Source organism: Glaesserella sp., from assembly GCF_041817755.1.
GTDB lineage: Bacteria > Pseudomonadota > Gammaproteobacteria > Enterobacterales > Pasteurellaceae > Glaesserella.
Genome location: NZ_JBGYBX010000048.1, coordinates 25,173 through 39,216 on the forward strand (window position 1 = coordinate 25,173; position 14,044 = coordinate 39,216).

Sequence of the window (14,044 nt, forward strand, 5' to 3'; positions counted from 1 at the left end):
ATAAAGGCAAATAGCCAAACGATAAACATCGTTTAAAGACGTTTTAAACCGTTTGAATCCGCCGTAAAAATCGTTATATTGGAGAAATCTTTCCCACACACTTAAAGAGAGGTATTTATGAGCCACATCACATTAGCCGGCAACCCGATTGAGGTGAACGGTCAATTTCCGACAAAAGGTAACGTCATTTCCGATTTTACCTTGGTTAACAACGGATTAGCCGAGGTTTCCTTGGCGGATTTTGCCGGTAAACGCAAAGTCTTAAATATTTTCCCAAGTATTGATACCGGCGTTTGCGCGACATCCGTGCGGGTATTTAATCAAAAAGCGGCAAATTTGAACAATACGGTGGTGCTCTGTATTTCCGCCGATTTACCTTTTGCCCAAGCCCGTTTTTGTGGTGCGGAAGGCATTGAAAATGCCCAAACGTTATCCACGTTCCGCAATAAAACTGTCCATCAAGCGCTGGGGGTCGATATTGCCACCGGTCCGCTTGCCGGGCTGACGGCTCGAGCCGTGATTGTGCTGGATGAAAACAACAACGTGCTGCATAGCGAACTGGTTCCTGAAATCAAACAAGAACCGAACTACGATGCGGCGCTTGCCGTATTATAACTCGCGGATTCAAGGTACGGGGGCGCCCGTACCGTTGTATACAAGCGGTCACTTTTCATCGTTATTTTACCATTTCCGTTCACCGAACAAAAAACAACCGCCATTTATTCCGTTTTTCTCATAAAACACAACATATTGTTTTCATTATATAAAAAATCAAGATCACGATCTTTTCGATGATTATACACGATCATTTTCAAAATCTGTCACATGGTTATCCACATTAGATGGGGATAAATTCCGAGTAATGTGCATAACATACGCACTTTCATCTGTGTTTAGCACGGATTATACCAAAACGGCTGTAATTTCATTCAAAGCTTGTGGATCCTTACAGGTCTGACAAGTATTTTTCCGATCTTTCCGGATCGCTTGTCGGATCAAACGGTTTACGGCGTTATACCGAACTTTCTTTGTATTTTCCTCAATATATCCACAACATTATCCACAGCTTGCAATATTTTAGCTAAAACCGACCGCTTGTTGATGTTGTGGTTGTTCAAAGGCGTGAATTATGAAACAATCAACGCCATATAAAAATGCAATAACGTAAGGCGGTCTGAATTGATCGATTTTGATGGTTACCGCCCAAATGTAGGCATCGTCATTTGCAATAAACACGGACAAGTTCTGTGGGCAAAACGGTTTGGTCAAAACTCTTGGCAATTTCCTCAAGGAGGAATTAATGAGGGAGAAAACATTGAATCGGCAATGTACCGTGAGCTCTATGAAGAAGTCGGTTTATCGAAAAAAGATGTACGATTGCTATGGGCGTCTAAATATTGGTTGAAATATAAACTCCCGAAACGCTTAGTGCGCACGGAAAACACTCAACCTGTCTGTATCGGGCAGAAACAGCGTTGGTTTTTACTTCAGCTTGTCGGCGACGAAAGTCTTATTAATTTAAAAGCGACCAAAGCACCGGAATTTGACGGCTGGCGTTGGGTCAGCTTTTGGTATCCCGTGCGACAGGTCGTTTCGTTTAAACGGGACGTTTACCGTAAAGTCATGAAGGAGTTCGCGCAAGTTTTGATGAACGAATCCTCGAAAGCGGAGGCGACGAAAACGCAGGAGGGAATAAAATCGGACAGACGGGAACACCGCACCGACAAACGGGAATATCGTAAACCTTATCGTACCAATAAAGGAAAGAACAAATGATTGAGGTTTTTTTCAGTTTTTTAGCCTTGGGCGCCGTTGCCGGTTTTTTGGCGGGGTTATTCGGTATCGGGGGCGGATTAATTATCGTCCCTTGTCTCGTCTATTTAATGCCGAAGGTCGGCGTGCCTCATGATTTATTAATGACCATTGCGCTGGGTACGTCTTTTTCCACGATTGTCGTGACGACCTTTTCCGCCGCACAACGTCATAACAAGCTGGGGAATGTCGATTGGTCCGTCGTGAAGTTTTTCGTGCCGTCATTAATGATTGCGGTCTTTTTAGCCGGATTGGTCGTCAGTGATTTGCCGAAAGCGCTCATGTCGAAAATCTTTGCGGTGATGGTGTTGTTTTTGGCGGCGAAAATGTTTTTGTCGCTCAAACCCAAAGCGACAAAACCGTTAACCACCCAATCGATAATTGTAGCGGGCGGTATTATCGGCGTACTGTCCAGCTTTGCCGGTATCGCCGGCGGTGCCTTTATCGTGCCGTTCTTAAACGGACGCGGAATAGAACTTAAACGGGCAATCGGTACCTCTTCATTATGCGGTTGTTTGCTCGGCTTCGCCGCTACCTTGAGTTTTATCTTGAGCGGTTGGAATAACCCGAATTTACCGGACTACTCGCTCGGTTATGTGTATTTGCCCGCCTTACTCGGCATTGTGTTAACCTCTTTTTTCACCTCCAAATTGGGGGCGAATGCGGCAAACGTATTGCCGGTACCGACACTGAAAAAAGCGTTTGCCGTGATGTTAATGCTGATTGCCGCTAACATGTTTTTTAAATAATTTGAGGATATATGAACGACGCGTTTTTAACTTTTCCGCAGATTAACCCGATTATTTTCAGTTTTGGTCCAATCAGCCTTCGTTGGTACGGGGTCATGTATTTGCTCGGCTTTGCCTTCGCCTATTGGCTCGGCACGCGCCGGGCAAAACAATCCGGCGGTGTTTGGAGCGTAGAGCAAGTCGATCAACTGCTCTTTAACGGCTTTTTAGGCGTAGTGTTGGGCGGCAGAATCGGCGATGTTTTCTTCTATAACTTCGATTACTTTTTGCACGATCCGCTTTATCTTTTCCGCATTTGGGAAGGGGGAATGTCGTTCCACGGCGGCTTGATCGGGGTGATTGTGTCAATGATTTGGACGTCCCGCCGTCAACAGCGTTCGTTTTGGCAAACCGCCGACTTTATTGCACCGCTGATTCCGTTCGGCTTAGGCATGGGACGCATCGGGAATTTTATTAACAGTGAATTATGGGGACGCGTCACCGATGTGCCGTGGGCGATGGTGGAAAAATATGCCGACGGTTCGTTCAGCCCGCCGCGCCATCCGTCACAACTTTACGAAGCCTTTTTAGAAGGACTGGTGTTGTTTTTGATTTTGAACGTCTTTATCCGTAAACCGCGTCCGACCGGTGCGGTGGCGGGACTATTCCTGCTCGGATACGGTACGTTCCGCTTTATCGTGGAATATTTCCGCGAGTTTGATCCGAATGTCAATACGGCGGCGGATGTCATTACCCGCGGGCAACTGCTCTCTTTACCGATGATTATCGGTGGGCTCATTATCATGGTATTCGCTTACCGATTGAACAATGCAAAATCAATTGCAAAATAACGGCGGAATCCTACCGCTTGTCAAACAACAATGTAATGGTGTAATCATGACTCGGAAATTTAAATTAATCGGTTTCGACTTAGACGGCACATTAGTCAACAGCCTGCCTGATTTAGCCTTATCACTCAACTCGGCGTTTGCCGAAGTCGGCTTGCCGCAAGCACCGGAAGAGGCGGTAATGACTTGGATCGGTAACGGTGCGGATGTGTTATTTGCCAAAGGATTGGCGTGGACGGAGAAAGCCTCCGCGTTCAGTGATGAGGAAATTGCGCAAATCAAGCGGCGCTTCGGTCATTTTTACGGGGAAAACGTCTGTAATATCAGTGAGCTTTATCCGCACGTCAAATCCACCTTGGAAGCGTTACACGCGCAAGGCTATACCTTGGCGGTGGTGACCAATAAACCGACCAAGCATGTGTTACCTGTACTGAAAGCGTTCGAGATTGATCACTTGTTTGCCGAGGCGTTAGGCGGACAGTCTCTGCCGGTGATCAAACCGCACCCGGCACCGTTGTATTATTTATGCGGAAAATTCGGGCTGTATCCGCACGAAGTCTTATTTGTCGGCGATTCCAAAAACGACATTTTAGCGGCGAAAGCGGCAGGCTGCGCCAGTGTCGGTTTAACTTACGGCTATAATTACAACATTCCGATTCAGGAATCGGAGCCGGATTATGTTTGTGAGGATTTTGCCGATTTATTAAAAATTCTGGCATAACCGTTCGTATACAAGCGGTCAGATTTTCGCGGCATTTTGCAAAATACCGCCCGTGTCCGACCGCTTGTCCGTTTCATTAAAAAGAGAATAACTGTGATGACAAAACCAATTGTATTCAGCGGCATTCAGCCGTCAGGCGAATTGACTATCGGCAACTACTTGGGCGCATTACGCCATATGGCGAAAATGCAAGATGATTACGAATGTCTGTATTGTATCGTCGATTTACACGCCATTACCGTGCGCCAAGACCCGGAAGCCTTGCGTAAAGCGACGTTAGACACCTTGGCGATTTATCTTGCCTGCGGTTTGGATCCGGAAAAAAGCACAATTTTTATTCAATCGCACGTACCGGAGCACTCCCAGTTGGCGTGGATTTTAAACTGCTACACCTATTTCGGTGAAATGGGGCGTATGACCCAATTTAAAGACAAGTCCGCCCGTTATGAAGATAACGTGAACGTCGGTTTGTTTACTTACCCGATTTTAATGGCAGCCGATATTTTGTTATATCAAACCCATTTGGTACCTGTCGGCGATGACCAAAAACAGCACCTTGAAATTACACGTGACATTGCAAACCGTTTCAATGCGTTATACGGCAAAAAAGATGCCGAAGGGAATGTGACCGACGGTATCTTCCAAGTGCCGGAAGTCTATATTGCCAAAACCGGAGCGCGGATTATGTCATTGTTGGAACCGACGAAAAAGATGTCGAAATCGGACGATAACCGTAACAATGTCATCGGCTTACTGGAAGATCCGAAAGCCGTTGCGAAAAAAATCAAGCGGGCGATGACCGACGGCGACGAACCGCCTGTCGTGCGTTATGACGTCAAAGAGAAAGCCGGTGTTTCCAACTTGTTGGATATTCTGTCCAGTGTGACGGGAAAAACCATTGCCGAATTGGAAAAAGAGTTTGAAGGCAAAATGTACGGTCACTTAAAAGGCGCCGTTGCCGATGCCGTCACAGAATTGTTAAGCGACATCCAAGCGCGTTATCAACATTTCCGTAATGATGAAGCGTTATTGGAAAAAGTGTACCGCGAAGGCGCGGCAAAAGCGCGTGCGAAAGCCAAAGCCACCTTAGAACAGGTTTATAACGTTGTCGGTTTCGTCGGCTAATATAATAATTCGGGGCGCTTAAGCGCCCCTTTTTCATTACATCTTTTCCACCGTTTTAATACCCAACAGATCCAACCCTTGTTTTAAGGTTTTTGCGGTTAAGTGAGCCAGTTTTAAGCGACTTTGCTTAATACTTTCTTCGGCATTGAGTATCGGGCAGGCTTCGTAGAAGCTAGAGAAAATGCCTGCTAATTCATAGAGATATTGGCAGAGAACGTGCGGTGTACCGTCTTTAGCAACCACCGTCACGGCTTCTTCAAACTGCAATAATTTAATCGCAAGGTTGCGTTCTTTTTCGTCGATTAAAACGATATTGCCCGTTAAGCTGTTCGGGTCGATCCCTGCACGACTGAAGATCGAACGCACACGGGTATAGGCATATTGCATATAAGGTGCGGTGTTGCCTTCAAAGCTCAACATATTATCCCAGTCAAACACATAGTCTGTGGTACGGTTTTTGCTGAGATCGGAGTACTTCACTGCCCCGATAGCCACGGCTTCCACCACAGCTTGCTTTTCACAAGCGGTCAGATCCGGATTTTTTTCTGCAATTAATTTTTCTGCACGCTCAACGGCTTCGTCAAGTAAATCGGCTAATTTAACAGTGCCACCTGTACGGGTTTTAAATGGTTTGCCATCTTTGCCTAACATCATTCCGAAGTTGTGATGTTCAAGGCTGAAGCTGTCCGGTACATAACCTGCTTTGCGCGTGATTAACCACGCCTGTTGCATATGTTGACTTTGGCGAGTGTCCGAAAAGACTAACGTACGATCTGCTTTTAACGTTTCGTAGCGATATTTGGCAGCAGCAATGTCGGTGGTGGTGTAAAGGAAACCGCCATCTTTTTTCTGCACGATCACGCCCATTGGGTCGCCGTCTTTATTTTTAAATTCTTCAAGGAAAACCACTAACGCCCCATCATCTTCAACGGCTAAACCTTGAGCTTTTAGATCCGCCACAATTTCAGGCAGCATTGGGTTGTAAAGGCTCTCGCCCATGACATCATTTTCAGTGAGTGTCACGTTCAAGCGGTTATAGTTTTGTTGGCATTGATCCATCGTGATACGGACTAATTTTTTCCACATCGCTAAACAATATTCATCGCCACTTTGTAATTTCACCACGTAATTACGTGATTTTTCGGCGAATGCCTCATCTTCATCATAATGGCGTTTCGCTTCACGATAGAAGGCCTCAATATCACTTAACTCCATTTCAGAAGCGTGTTCGTTTTCCATTTTTTCCAGGTAAGCAATCAGCATACCGAACTGCGTGCCCCAGTCGCCAACGTGGTTGGCACGAATAACCTTGTTGCCTAAAAATTCTAAGGCACGCACCACGCCATCACCGATAATTGTTGAGCGTAAATGCCCAACGTGCATCTCTTTAGCGACGTTTGGAGAAGAATAATCCACCACCACGGTTTGAGTTTGATTTAAGTGAATGCCTAATTTATCGTCAGTAAATGCGGTTTCTGCTTGTCGGGCTAACCACGTCGGCTGTAAGAAAATGTTGATAAAGCCCGGACCTGCGATTTCTAATTTTTCTGCCATGCCGTTTAAATCCACGTTATCTACCACTTTTTGTGCAAATTCACGTGGGTTTAACCCCAGTTTTTTGGCGGCGCCCATGATGCCGTTAGCTTGATAATCACCGAATTGAACTTTGCCCGATTGACGCACTAGCGGCTCAACATCGTGTTCCGCCCCGGCGGCAACCATTGCCTGCTTAATTTTTTCCGATAGAATGTGTTGAATATTCACGAATTAACCTATTGTCTTGTCATAAAAAAATGGATGCAATGATACTAAAAAACCCTGTTAAAAGCTTAGAATTTGCAAATTTTTTCACAAAACTCACCGCTTGTTTCGGTGATCTTACCGAATTCGAACATCACATCCGACAAATCGCCGAGGTTGCCGGCATCGATTTACATCAATATCCTATCGATCATCTTGCGGTGCGGATGAATAGTGATGAAATCGCCCGACAATGGAAAGTGATGTTACTGACCGGTTCAACTTTATTAAAAGAAAGTGAGGTAAACGGTCGCCCGATCGGGCTCTTTAACTTAAATCAGCCGATCATCTTTTGCGGGCAAGCCGTTTCGGTTATTGAGCTGCCGTTTCCCAAAGGAAAAACGTACCCGAAAGAGGGCTGGGAACATATTGAAGCGGTTTTCCCGATGTCGGAAGGTGAAACTGTCGACCAATGGATCGCACGCACGTTAGCACACTTTCATTTGTCCCAAAATCCACATATTCACGTAAAAATCAGCCAACCTCACGCCGAAGGAGAGCAATTACCGAATCCGAGCATCGCCATAACACTAAAATCGGCAACTTATCAGCATAATGGTTGTCTAAAGCTGCACCCTTATGATATAAAATGCATTGTTCATTCAGAGCAAACAATCTGAATTTTTTAGGAGACTTAACTATGAAAAAATGTGGCTTAGCAGCGGCATTTCTGTCCGGTTTATTGTTAGCCGGTTGTGCAAATACGGATGTTTACGGTGGCAATGTCTACCGCGGCGATCAAGCGAAAGAAGCGCGTTCAATCAGCTACGGTACGATTTTGTCCGTCCGCGAGGTCAAAATCCAAGCGGATAATCAGGGTGTGTTAGGCACCGTAGGCGGTGGTGTGGTCGGCGGCATTGCCGGTTCAACCATCGGCGGCGGTAGCGGTCAGGCGTTGGCAAGTACCGTCGGAGCAATCGCCGGGGCGATGATTGGTAGCACGGTGGAAGAAAAAGCCAGCCAAGTAACGGCATTAGAAATGGTCATCCGCAAAGATGACGGGAAAGAAATTGCGGTGGTACAGAAAAAAGAAGAAGGATTTGTACCGGGTAAACGCGTAAGAATCGTGGGATCAAGTTCCGATCTCAACGTATCATTACTTTAATTAACTTTGTTTATTTTTATATCATAAGGACATCCACATGAAAAAACTTTCTCTGATTGTATTAATGAGCGCGGCGTTAACCGCCTGTACTGCAGAAATGTACTCTTCCAACGGGAATGCGACGATTATCAGCAGTAAACCGATTGACACCAAGGTAGAAGAAATCACCGTGAAAAAAGACAGCGGTGAAGTCGTTACCATGACGCGTCATTATGATGCCCATGCCGCCGTCGGTGCACGTGTGCATGTTTCGGACACATACAATCAAGAGGATGCCGATTTAAAAACTATTCGTCGTTACGAATTTAAATAATCGGAATCATGTGAGAAAAACCTCGACCTGTTCGAGGTTTTTTTATTGGCGGATTTGGCATAAAATTGCAAAATATTTCACGAAACCGACCGCTTGTCATGAATGCCCTGTTGAAAACACTCTCCTTTAATCGGTTAAACGCAAACATCATCGGCACACTACCGATCTTCTTTGCCACCAATTTGGCCGCACTGACCGTATGGCAATTAGCGATTTCGCAACATACCATGGCCTTGGTGTTAGGGATTATCGCCGCAGGGTTATCGGATTTGGACAACCGCTTAACCGGGCGATTAAAAAACCTGTTTTTTACCTTAATCGCCTTTGCCGTATCGTCTTTGAGCGCACAATTGGCATTAAGTCACGGTTGGTTGTTTGTACCGCTGATTACACTCATCACCTTTGTGGTTATTATGTTAGGCGCCATCGGTCAACGTTACAGCACTATTGCTTTCGGAACGTTATTGGTTGCCGTGTATACCACGCTAACCTATACGCCGCAATCTCCGTGGTATGCCAACACACTTCTGATTCTGTTCGGCACATTGCTTTACGGGCTGGTTGCGGTTGTCGTGTATTTGATTTTCCCGAACCGAACGGTGCAAGAAAATATGGCGCAATACTTTGATGCGTTGGGGCAATATTTGCAGGCAAAATCCGATTTTTTTGATCCGGATGACACCGATTGTTTACCGGCGAAACAATTCACCTTAGCCAAGGCGAATGTTGACGTGATGACAACCTTAGACAAAGCGCGGGTCTCGCTTTTTTACCGCTTACGCGGGCAGCACCGTCATTTACGCACGCAAAAAATGCTACGTTATTATTTTACCGGACAGGATATTTGGGAGCGGGCCGGTTCAAGCCATTCTCATTACGAAGCTTTATTTCAATCGCTGAAAAACAGTGATTTGATCTTTCGTTTTCAACGTATTTTGGAGCTACAGGCAATCGCCTGCCGGCAAATTGCCCACGCATTACGCCATAATGAACCCTATCAACATAACCCAAGGGGCGAACGCGCTTTGTTAGGGCTAAACCAATCTCTTACCTATCATCAAGAAAAAGGTATTGCACACTTTCATACGCTACAGTCTATTGCGGAAAATTTACGCAATATCGAAGGGCAACTTGCTCAACTCGCCGACGAAAACAACGCAATGGATAGTCGCAAAAAACCGCCGAAAACCGCCCGCTTGATCGCCGAAAATATTTCCGGCTTCCGCAATATGTTACAGGCTATCCGCAGCCAGTGCCATTTTGGTTCACCGTTGTTCCGCCATGCCGTGCGCTTATCTATCGTCGTTTTTTGCTGCAGTGTCATTGTCGAAACGGGACAACTGGAACAAGGTTATTGGATTTTATTAACGGCCATTTTGGTGTGTCAACCAAACTATTCCGCCACGAAAAAACGGTTAATCCAGCGTATGATCGGTACGGTAGCGGGAGTCATTGTCGGGCTTTCATTCCGTTATTTGTCGCCGAGTTTGGAAGCGCAACTTGGCTTGATTGTCGCCTCCAGCAGCCTGTTCTTCTTTTTTCGAACGAATAACTACAGTTTTTCCACCTTCTTCATTACGATTCAAGTCTTGGTCAGCTTTGATGTGGTGGGATTGGATCCGAACGGCGCCATGTTGCCGCGTATGATTGATACGCTCATTGGTGTGACTGTCGCTTGGTTTGCGGTCTCTTTCTTATGGCAAGATTGGAAATACGTCAATTTACACAACAGTTTGAAAGAAACGCTGCAAACCAGTTCAACATACCTGCGTCATATTATTGCCCAGCTGCAATTCGGTTATCGGGATCAGCTTTCCTATCGTATTGCCCGCCGTTCGGCACAAAATGCGTTGGCAAGTTTAAGCACCGCCGTTTCAAACATGACGAGCGAGCCGCAAAAATATCAACAAACACTCGCTTTTGCGCCGACCTTATTGGGGCTCAGCTATACACTGATGGGTTATATTTCGGCTCTTGGCGCCCATCGAACCGATAGTAATGAATTAAATCATGATGTGGATTTTTCCGCCGTCTTCTTTAAACAGGGTAAACAAGTGGCATTATTACTGGAACAGATGGCAAAAGGCGCCGAATGCACGGAACAAACGATTCACCATATGGATGAACAATTGCGTCGGTTTGAAACCGATTTTCAAACCCGCATTGATGAGCGTAGCCTCATGTTATTACAACAACTCCGTTTGATTGTTCAAATGTTGCCGCAACTATGGATGTTTGTCGGAATGGAGCAGCAGTATCATCAAATAAAAAAAGAGCAGTGATGAAACTGCTCTTTGTAAAATGTCATACGTTTCCGACCGCTTACTTGCCTAAATTATCAAAGAATTTTTTCACGCCGTCAAAAAAGCCTTCGTGTTTCGGGCGGTGTTTACCTTTGCCTTCTAAACTTTCTTCCAGTTTACGCAAGAGTTCTTTCTGCTCTTCGTTCAATGAAACCGGCGTTTCAATAATGGCTTTACAGATTAAGTCTCCGGCATAACCGCCTCTGGCGCCGGTGACCCCTTTACCGCGTACACGGAATAATTTACCGGTTTGGGTTTCCGCCGGGATTTTGAGTTTCACACGACCGTCTAAGGTCGGCACTTCGATTTCTCCGCCTAATGCCGCCATGGTGAAGCTGATCGGCACCTCGCAATAGAGATTAGAGCCGTCCCGCACGAAAATATCGTGCTCTTTCACGTGAATTACCACATATAAATCCCCTGCCGGCGCCCCGTTTTCGCCTGCGGCACCTTCGCCAGCCAAGCGTAACTGATTGCCGGTATCCACACCGGGCGGAATGGTCACGGAAAGATTTTTAGTTTTATGAACCCGACCGTCACCGTGGCAATGTTTACACGGTTTCTCAATTTTCTTGCCCGTGCCGTGACAGCTCGGACAAGCGGTTTCCGTCATAAAGAACCCTTGCTGGCGGCGAATCCGTCCCGAACCGTGGCAGTGTGGGCAGGTTTCGACTTTGCTGCCTTTTTCGGCACCGGTTCCGTGGCACGTATCACATTCGGCAAGGGTTTTAATGCGAATGTCTTTTTTCACGCCTCGTACGGCTTCTTCAAGGGTGATTTCCAGATCGTAACGTAAGTCATCGCCACGCACGACACGTTGGCGACGGCCGCCACCACCGAATCCGCCACCGAACATTTCGCTGAAAATATCTTCAAAACCGCTGAAACCGCCACCGCCAAATCCGCCGAAACCACCGCCGGATCCACCACCTTGTTCAAAGGCTTGGTGACCGTATTGGTCGTACATTGTACGTTTTTCGCTGTCACCTAATACGTCGTAGGCTTCTTGAATCTCTTTAAATTTTTCTTCAGCGTCTTTACTGCCTTGGTTTTTATCAGGGTGATGTTTTGCCGCTAAACGTTTATAAGCACGTTTAATCTCTTGCTCACTCGCCCCTTTTTGTAAGCCAAGGACTTCGTAGTAATCTTTTTTTGCCATTTAATTATACTCAATAATTGCATGTGGCTTTCGCTTTATCCACGCACGGCAAAGCCGTACGTGGTTACGATCAGCCTTCGGCTGAATGAGCCGCGCTGCGGCTCTTCCCCTACAGCCCCAGCGGGGCTGAACTATACGTAACCTAGTACGGCTATGCCGTGCTAGGTAGAGAGCCATTGTTGATAGACAAATACACCAAAAGGGCGTGTTTCCACGCCCTTATATTCTAGTTATTTAGTGAACCAAGATCATCATTATAACAATCTTCACAATATAAACGAGAAAAGGCTGATTCTGTTGCAGGCTTTCCGCAATTGTCACAAACACTACCTTCCTTAGGCTGGACTGATTCATCCATACTCATCTCACAGTCTTCACAATATAATGCATGATCCGACTCAGTTATTGCTGCTCCACAATTATCGCAAGTATTATCGTCTTCGGAGTATTCAATTTCCGTTTTTTCTACGTTCATACAAATATCCCCTAATCTATTTTTGATCCTTCACTTCTTCAAACTCAGCATCTACCACGCCGTCATCTTTTTGACTTTGTTGCGCTTGTTGCTGACCTTGTTGAGCCTGAGCTTGACCTGCTTGGATTAACGGCTCGGATGCTTTTACGAGGGCTTCGATTTTCGCTTCGATATCCGCTTTATCTTCGCCTTTCGCCGCTTTTTCTAATGCCGCTACCGCTTCTTCGATCTTCGCTTTATCTGCGTCAGCAAGATTGCTACCTGCTTCGGCGATCTGTTTACGGGTTGAGTGAGCAATTGCGTCCGCTTGGTTGCGAGTTTGCACTAACTCTTCAAATTTACGGTCTGCTTCTGCATTCGCTTCCGCATCACGCACCATTTGTTCGATTTCCGCATCGCTTAAGCCTGAAGACGCTTGGATCTTAATTTGTTGCTCTTTACCTGTGTTCTTATCTTTCGCAGAAACGTGGATAATTCCGTTTGCGTCAATATCGAAGGTCACTTCAATTTGTGGCATACCGCGTGGTGCCGGGTTAATGCCTTCAAGGTTGAACTGACCTAATGATTTGTTATCAGACGCACGTTTACGTTCACCTTGTAACACGTGAATAGTTACCGCACTTTGGTTATCTTCCGCCGTTGAGAACACTTGCGATTTTTTCGTTGGGATCGTGGTGTTTTTCTCAATTAAGGTTGTCATCACGCCACCCATTGTTTCGATACCTAATGATAACGGGGTTACGTCTAACAATAATACATCGGTTACATCACCCGCTAATACGCCACCTTGTACCGCTGCACCGATAGCGACCGCTTCATCCGGGTTTACGTCTTTGCGTGGTTCTTTGCCGAAGAAGTCCGCCACTTTTTTCTGTACTAACGGCATACGGGTTTGACCGCCGACTAAGATCACATCGTTGATCTCAGATACGCTTAAACCTGCATCGGCTAATGCTACTTTTACCGGCTCTAATGAGCGATTGACTAAATCTTCCACTAACGCTTCTAATTTCGCACGGGTCACAGTTAAAACCAAGTGTTTTGGACCTGTTGCATCTGCGGTGATATACGGAAGATTCACTTCAGTTGATTGAGCAGATGAAAGTTCGATTTTTGCTTTTTCCGCCGCTTCTTTCACACGTTGCATCGCCATTGAATCGTTACGTAAATCCACGCCTTGTTCTTTTTTGAACTCTTCAACAAGGTAGTTGATTAAGCGGTTGTCAAAGTCTTCACCACCTAAGTGAGTATCACCGTTGGTTGCACGCACTTCAAAGGTTTGTTCGCCGTCTAAGTTATCAATTTCGATGATAGATAAGTCGAACGTACCGCCCCCTAAGTCATATACTGCAACGATTTGGTTCTCTTTTTTAGAGTCTAAGCCGTAAGCTAATGCCGCCGCTGTCGGTTCGTTGATGATACGTTTCACTTCTAAACCAGCGATACGACCTGCATCTTTGGTTGCTTGACGTTGTGCATCGTTAAAATAAGCCGGCACAGTAATCACGGCTTCAGTGACCGGCTCACCTAAGAAATCTTCTGCAGTTTTCTTCATTTTTTTCAATACTTCCGCAGAGATTTGTGGCGGAGCCATTTTCTCACCTTTCACCGATACCCACGCATCACCGTTATCCGCTTTGCTGATTTCAAACGGC

At 46.0% G+C, this 14,044-nt stretch carries 15 protein-coding genes; 10 read left to right on the forward strand and 5 right to left on the reverse strand.

Annotation, left to right across the window (positions count from 1 at the left end; all coding sequences use genetic code 11):
- Positions 1 to 117: 117 nt before the first annotated feature.
- The gene (tpx, locus tag ACEYKX_RS07075; protein WP_373767524.1) at positions 118 to 615 is read left to right on the forward strand and encodes a thiol peroxidase; all 498 of its coding nucleotides are present in this window, start codon (positions 118 to 120) and stop codon (positions 613 to 615) included.
- 462 nt (positions 616 to 1,077) lie between these two features.
- Here the strand turns inward: tpx and ACEYKX_RS07080 are convergent, their stop codons facing one another.
- Positions 1,078 to 1,281 (reverse strand): hypothetical protein, encoded by a 204-nt coding sequence (locus tag ACEYKX_RS07080; protein ID WP_373780674.1) that lies wholly within the window; start codon positions 1,279 to 1,281, stop codon positions 1,078 to 1,080.
- On the opposite strand from ACEYKX_RS07080, the gene rppH reads away from it, so the two are divergent.
- The 5 genes from rppH to trpS all read left to right on the forward strand — a co-directional run bounded on the left by rppH (position 1,183) and on the right by trpS (position 5,234).
- A complete protein-coding gene (rppH, locus tag ACEYKX_RS07085; protein WP_373780673.1) occupies positions 1,183 to 1,776 on the forward strand; it encodes an RNA pyrophosphohydrolase in 594 nt (197 codons plus the stop codon). The two genes, ACEYKX_RS07080 and rppH, sit on opposite strands and share 99 nt — an antisense overlap.
- Entirely contained in the window at positions 1,773 to 2,561 is a 789-nt protein-coding gene (locus ACEYKX_RS07090) for a sulfite exporter TauE/SafE family protein (RefSeq protein ID WP_373767526.1), read from the forward strand. The genes rppH and ACEYKX_RS07090 overlap by 4 nt, the downstream gene beginning before the upstream one ends.
- A gap of 11 nt (positions 2,562 to 2,572) precedes the next feature.
- Positions 2,573 to 3,391, forward strand: a complete 819-nt coding sequence (lgt, locus tag ACEYKX_RS07095; RefSeq protein ID WP_373767527.1) for a prolipoprotein diacylglyceryl transferase — start codon at positions 2,573 to 2,575, stop codon at positions 3,389 to 3,391.
- 46 nt (positions 3,392 to 3,437) lie between these two features.
- Entirely contained in the window at positions 3,438 to 4,109 is a 672-nt protein-coding gene (locus ACEYKX_RS07100) for a phosphoglycolate phosphatase (protein ID WP_373767588.1), read from the forward strand.
- Between the two features lie 96 nt (positions 4,110 to 4,205).
- Positions 4,206 to 5,234: a tryptophan--tRNA ligase gene (gene trpS, locus ACEYKX_RS07105; RefSeq protein WP_373767528.1), complete on the forward strand. Its 1,029-nt coding sequence runs from the start codon at positions 4,206 to 4,208 to the stop codon at positions 5,232 to 5,234.
- Between the two features lie 36 nt (positions 5,235 to 5,270).
- Here trpS and argS read toward each other — a convergent pair whose 3' ends face one another.
- On the reverse strand, positions 5,271 to 6,998 hold the full coding sequence (gene argS, locus ACEYKX_RS07110; RefSeq protein WP_373767529.1) for an arginine--tRNA ligase: 1,728 nt from the start codon (positions 6,996 to 6,998) through the stop codon (positions 5,271 to 5,273).
- A 38-nt stretch (positions 6,999 to 7,036) separates the two neighbouring features.
- Here argS and ACEYKX_RS07115 point away from each other — a divergent pair, with 38 nt between their 5' ends.
- The 4 genes from ACEYKX_RS07115 to yccS all read left to right on the forward strand — a co-directional run bounded on the left by ACEYKX_RS07115 (position 7,037) and on the right by yccS (position 10,734).
- The gene (locus ACEYKX_RS07115; RefSeq protein ID WP_373767530.1) at positions 7,037 to 7,654 is read left to right on the forward strand and encodes a VOC family protein; all 618 of its coding nucleotides are present in this window, start codon (positions 7,037 to 7,039) and stop codon (positions 7,652 to 7,654) included.
- Positions 7,655 to 7,674: 20 nt separating this feature from the next.
- Entirely contained in the window at positions 7,675 to 8,139 is a 465-nt protein-coding gene (locus ACEYKX_RS07120; protein ID WP_373767531.1) for a glycine zipper 2TM domain-containing protein, read from the forward strand.
- A 37-nt stretch (positions 8,140 to 8,176) separates the two neighbouring features.
- Positions 8,177 to 8,452 (forward strand): deoxyribose-phosphate aldolase, encoded by a 276-nt coding sequence (locus ACEYKX_RS07125; RefSeq protein ID WP_373767532.1) that lies wholly within the window; start codon positions 8,177 to 8,179, stop codon positions 8,450 to 8,452.
- Between the two features lie 98 nt (positions 8,453 to 8,550).
- The gene (gene yccS / locus ACEYKX_RS07130) at positions 8,551 to 10,734 is read left to right on the forward strand and encodes a YccS family putative transporter (RefSeq protein ID WP_373767589.1); all 2,184 of its coding nucleotides are present in this window, start codon (positions 8,551 to 8,553) and stop codon (positions 10,732 to 10,734) included.
- Between the two features lie 40 nt (positions 10,735 to 10,774).
- Here the strand turns inward: yccS and dnaJ are convergent, their stop codons facing one another.
- From dnaJ to dnaK, 3 genes are all read right to left on the reverse strand, one after another.
- On the reverse strand, positions 10,775 to 11,914 hold the full coding sequence (gene dnaJ, locus ACEYKX_RS07135; RefSeq protein WP_373767533.1) for a molecular chaperone DnaJ: 1,140 nt from the start codon (positions 11,912 to 11,914) through the stop codon (positions 10,775 to 10,777).
- A gap of 226 nt (positions 11,915 to 12,140) precedes the next feature.
- Complete coding sequence (locus ACEYKX_RS07140; protein WP_373767534.1) at positions 12,141 to 12,389, reverse strand: hypothetical protein; 249 nt, start codon at positions 12,387 to 12,389, stop codon at positions 12,141 to 12,143.
- A gap of 16 nt (positions 12,390 to 12,405) precedes the next feature.
- A partial coding sequence (gene dnaK, locus ACEYKX_RS07145; RefSeq protein WP_373780672.1) for a molecular chaperone DnaK occupies positions 12,406 to 14,044 on the reverse strand: 1,639 nt, incomplete at its 5' end.

Excerpts from the sequence above, each read along its gene's own strand:
- ACEYKX_RS07115 (WP_373767530.1), top strand. The coding sequence starts at position 7,037 with ATGATACTAAAAAACCCTGTTAAAAGCTTAGAATTTGCAAATTTTTTC.
- yccS (WP_373767589.1), top strand. The coding sequence starts at position 8,551 with ATGAATGCCCTGTTGAAAACACTCTCCTTTAATCGGTTAAACGCAAAC.
- ACEYKX_RS07100 (WP_373767588.1), top strand. The coding sequence starts at position 3,438 with ATGACTCGGAAATTTAAATTAATCGGTTTCGACTTAGACGGCACATTA.
- ACEYKX_RS07125 (WP_373767532.1), top strand. The coding sequence starts at position 8,177 with ATGAAAAAACTTTCTCTGATTGTATTAATGAGCGCGGCGTTAACCGCC.
- ACEYKX_RS07140 (WP_373767534.1), bottom strand. The coding sequence starts at position 12,389 with ATGAACGTAGAAAAAACGGAAATTGAATACTCCGAAGACGATAATACT.
- dnaJ (WP_373767533.1), bottom strand. The coding sequence starts at position 11,914 with ATGGCAAAAAAAGATTACTACGAAGTCCTTGGCTTACAAAAAGGGGCG.
- tpx (WP_373767524.1), top strand. The coding sequence starts at position 118 with ATGAGCCACATCACATTAGCCGGCAACCCGATTGAGGTGAACGGTCAA.
- trpS (WP_373767528.1), top strand. The coding sequence starts at position 4,206 with ATGACAAAACCAATTGTATTCAGCGGCATTCAGCCGTCAGGCGAATTG.
- lgt (WP_373767527.1), top strand. The coding sequence starts at position 2,573 with ATGAACGACGCGTTTTTAACTTTTCCGCAGATTAACCCGATTATTTTC.
- ACEYKX_RS07120 (WP_373767531.1), top strand. The coding sequence starts at position 7,675 with ATGAAAAAATGTGGCTTAGCAGCGGCATTTCTGTCCGGTTTATTGTTA.
- ACEYKX_RS07090 (WP_373767526.1), top strand. The coding sequence starts at position 1,773 with ATGATTGAGGTTTTTTTCAGTTTTTTAGCCTTGGGCGCCGTTGCCGGT.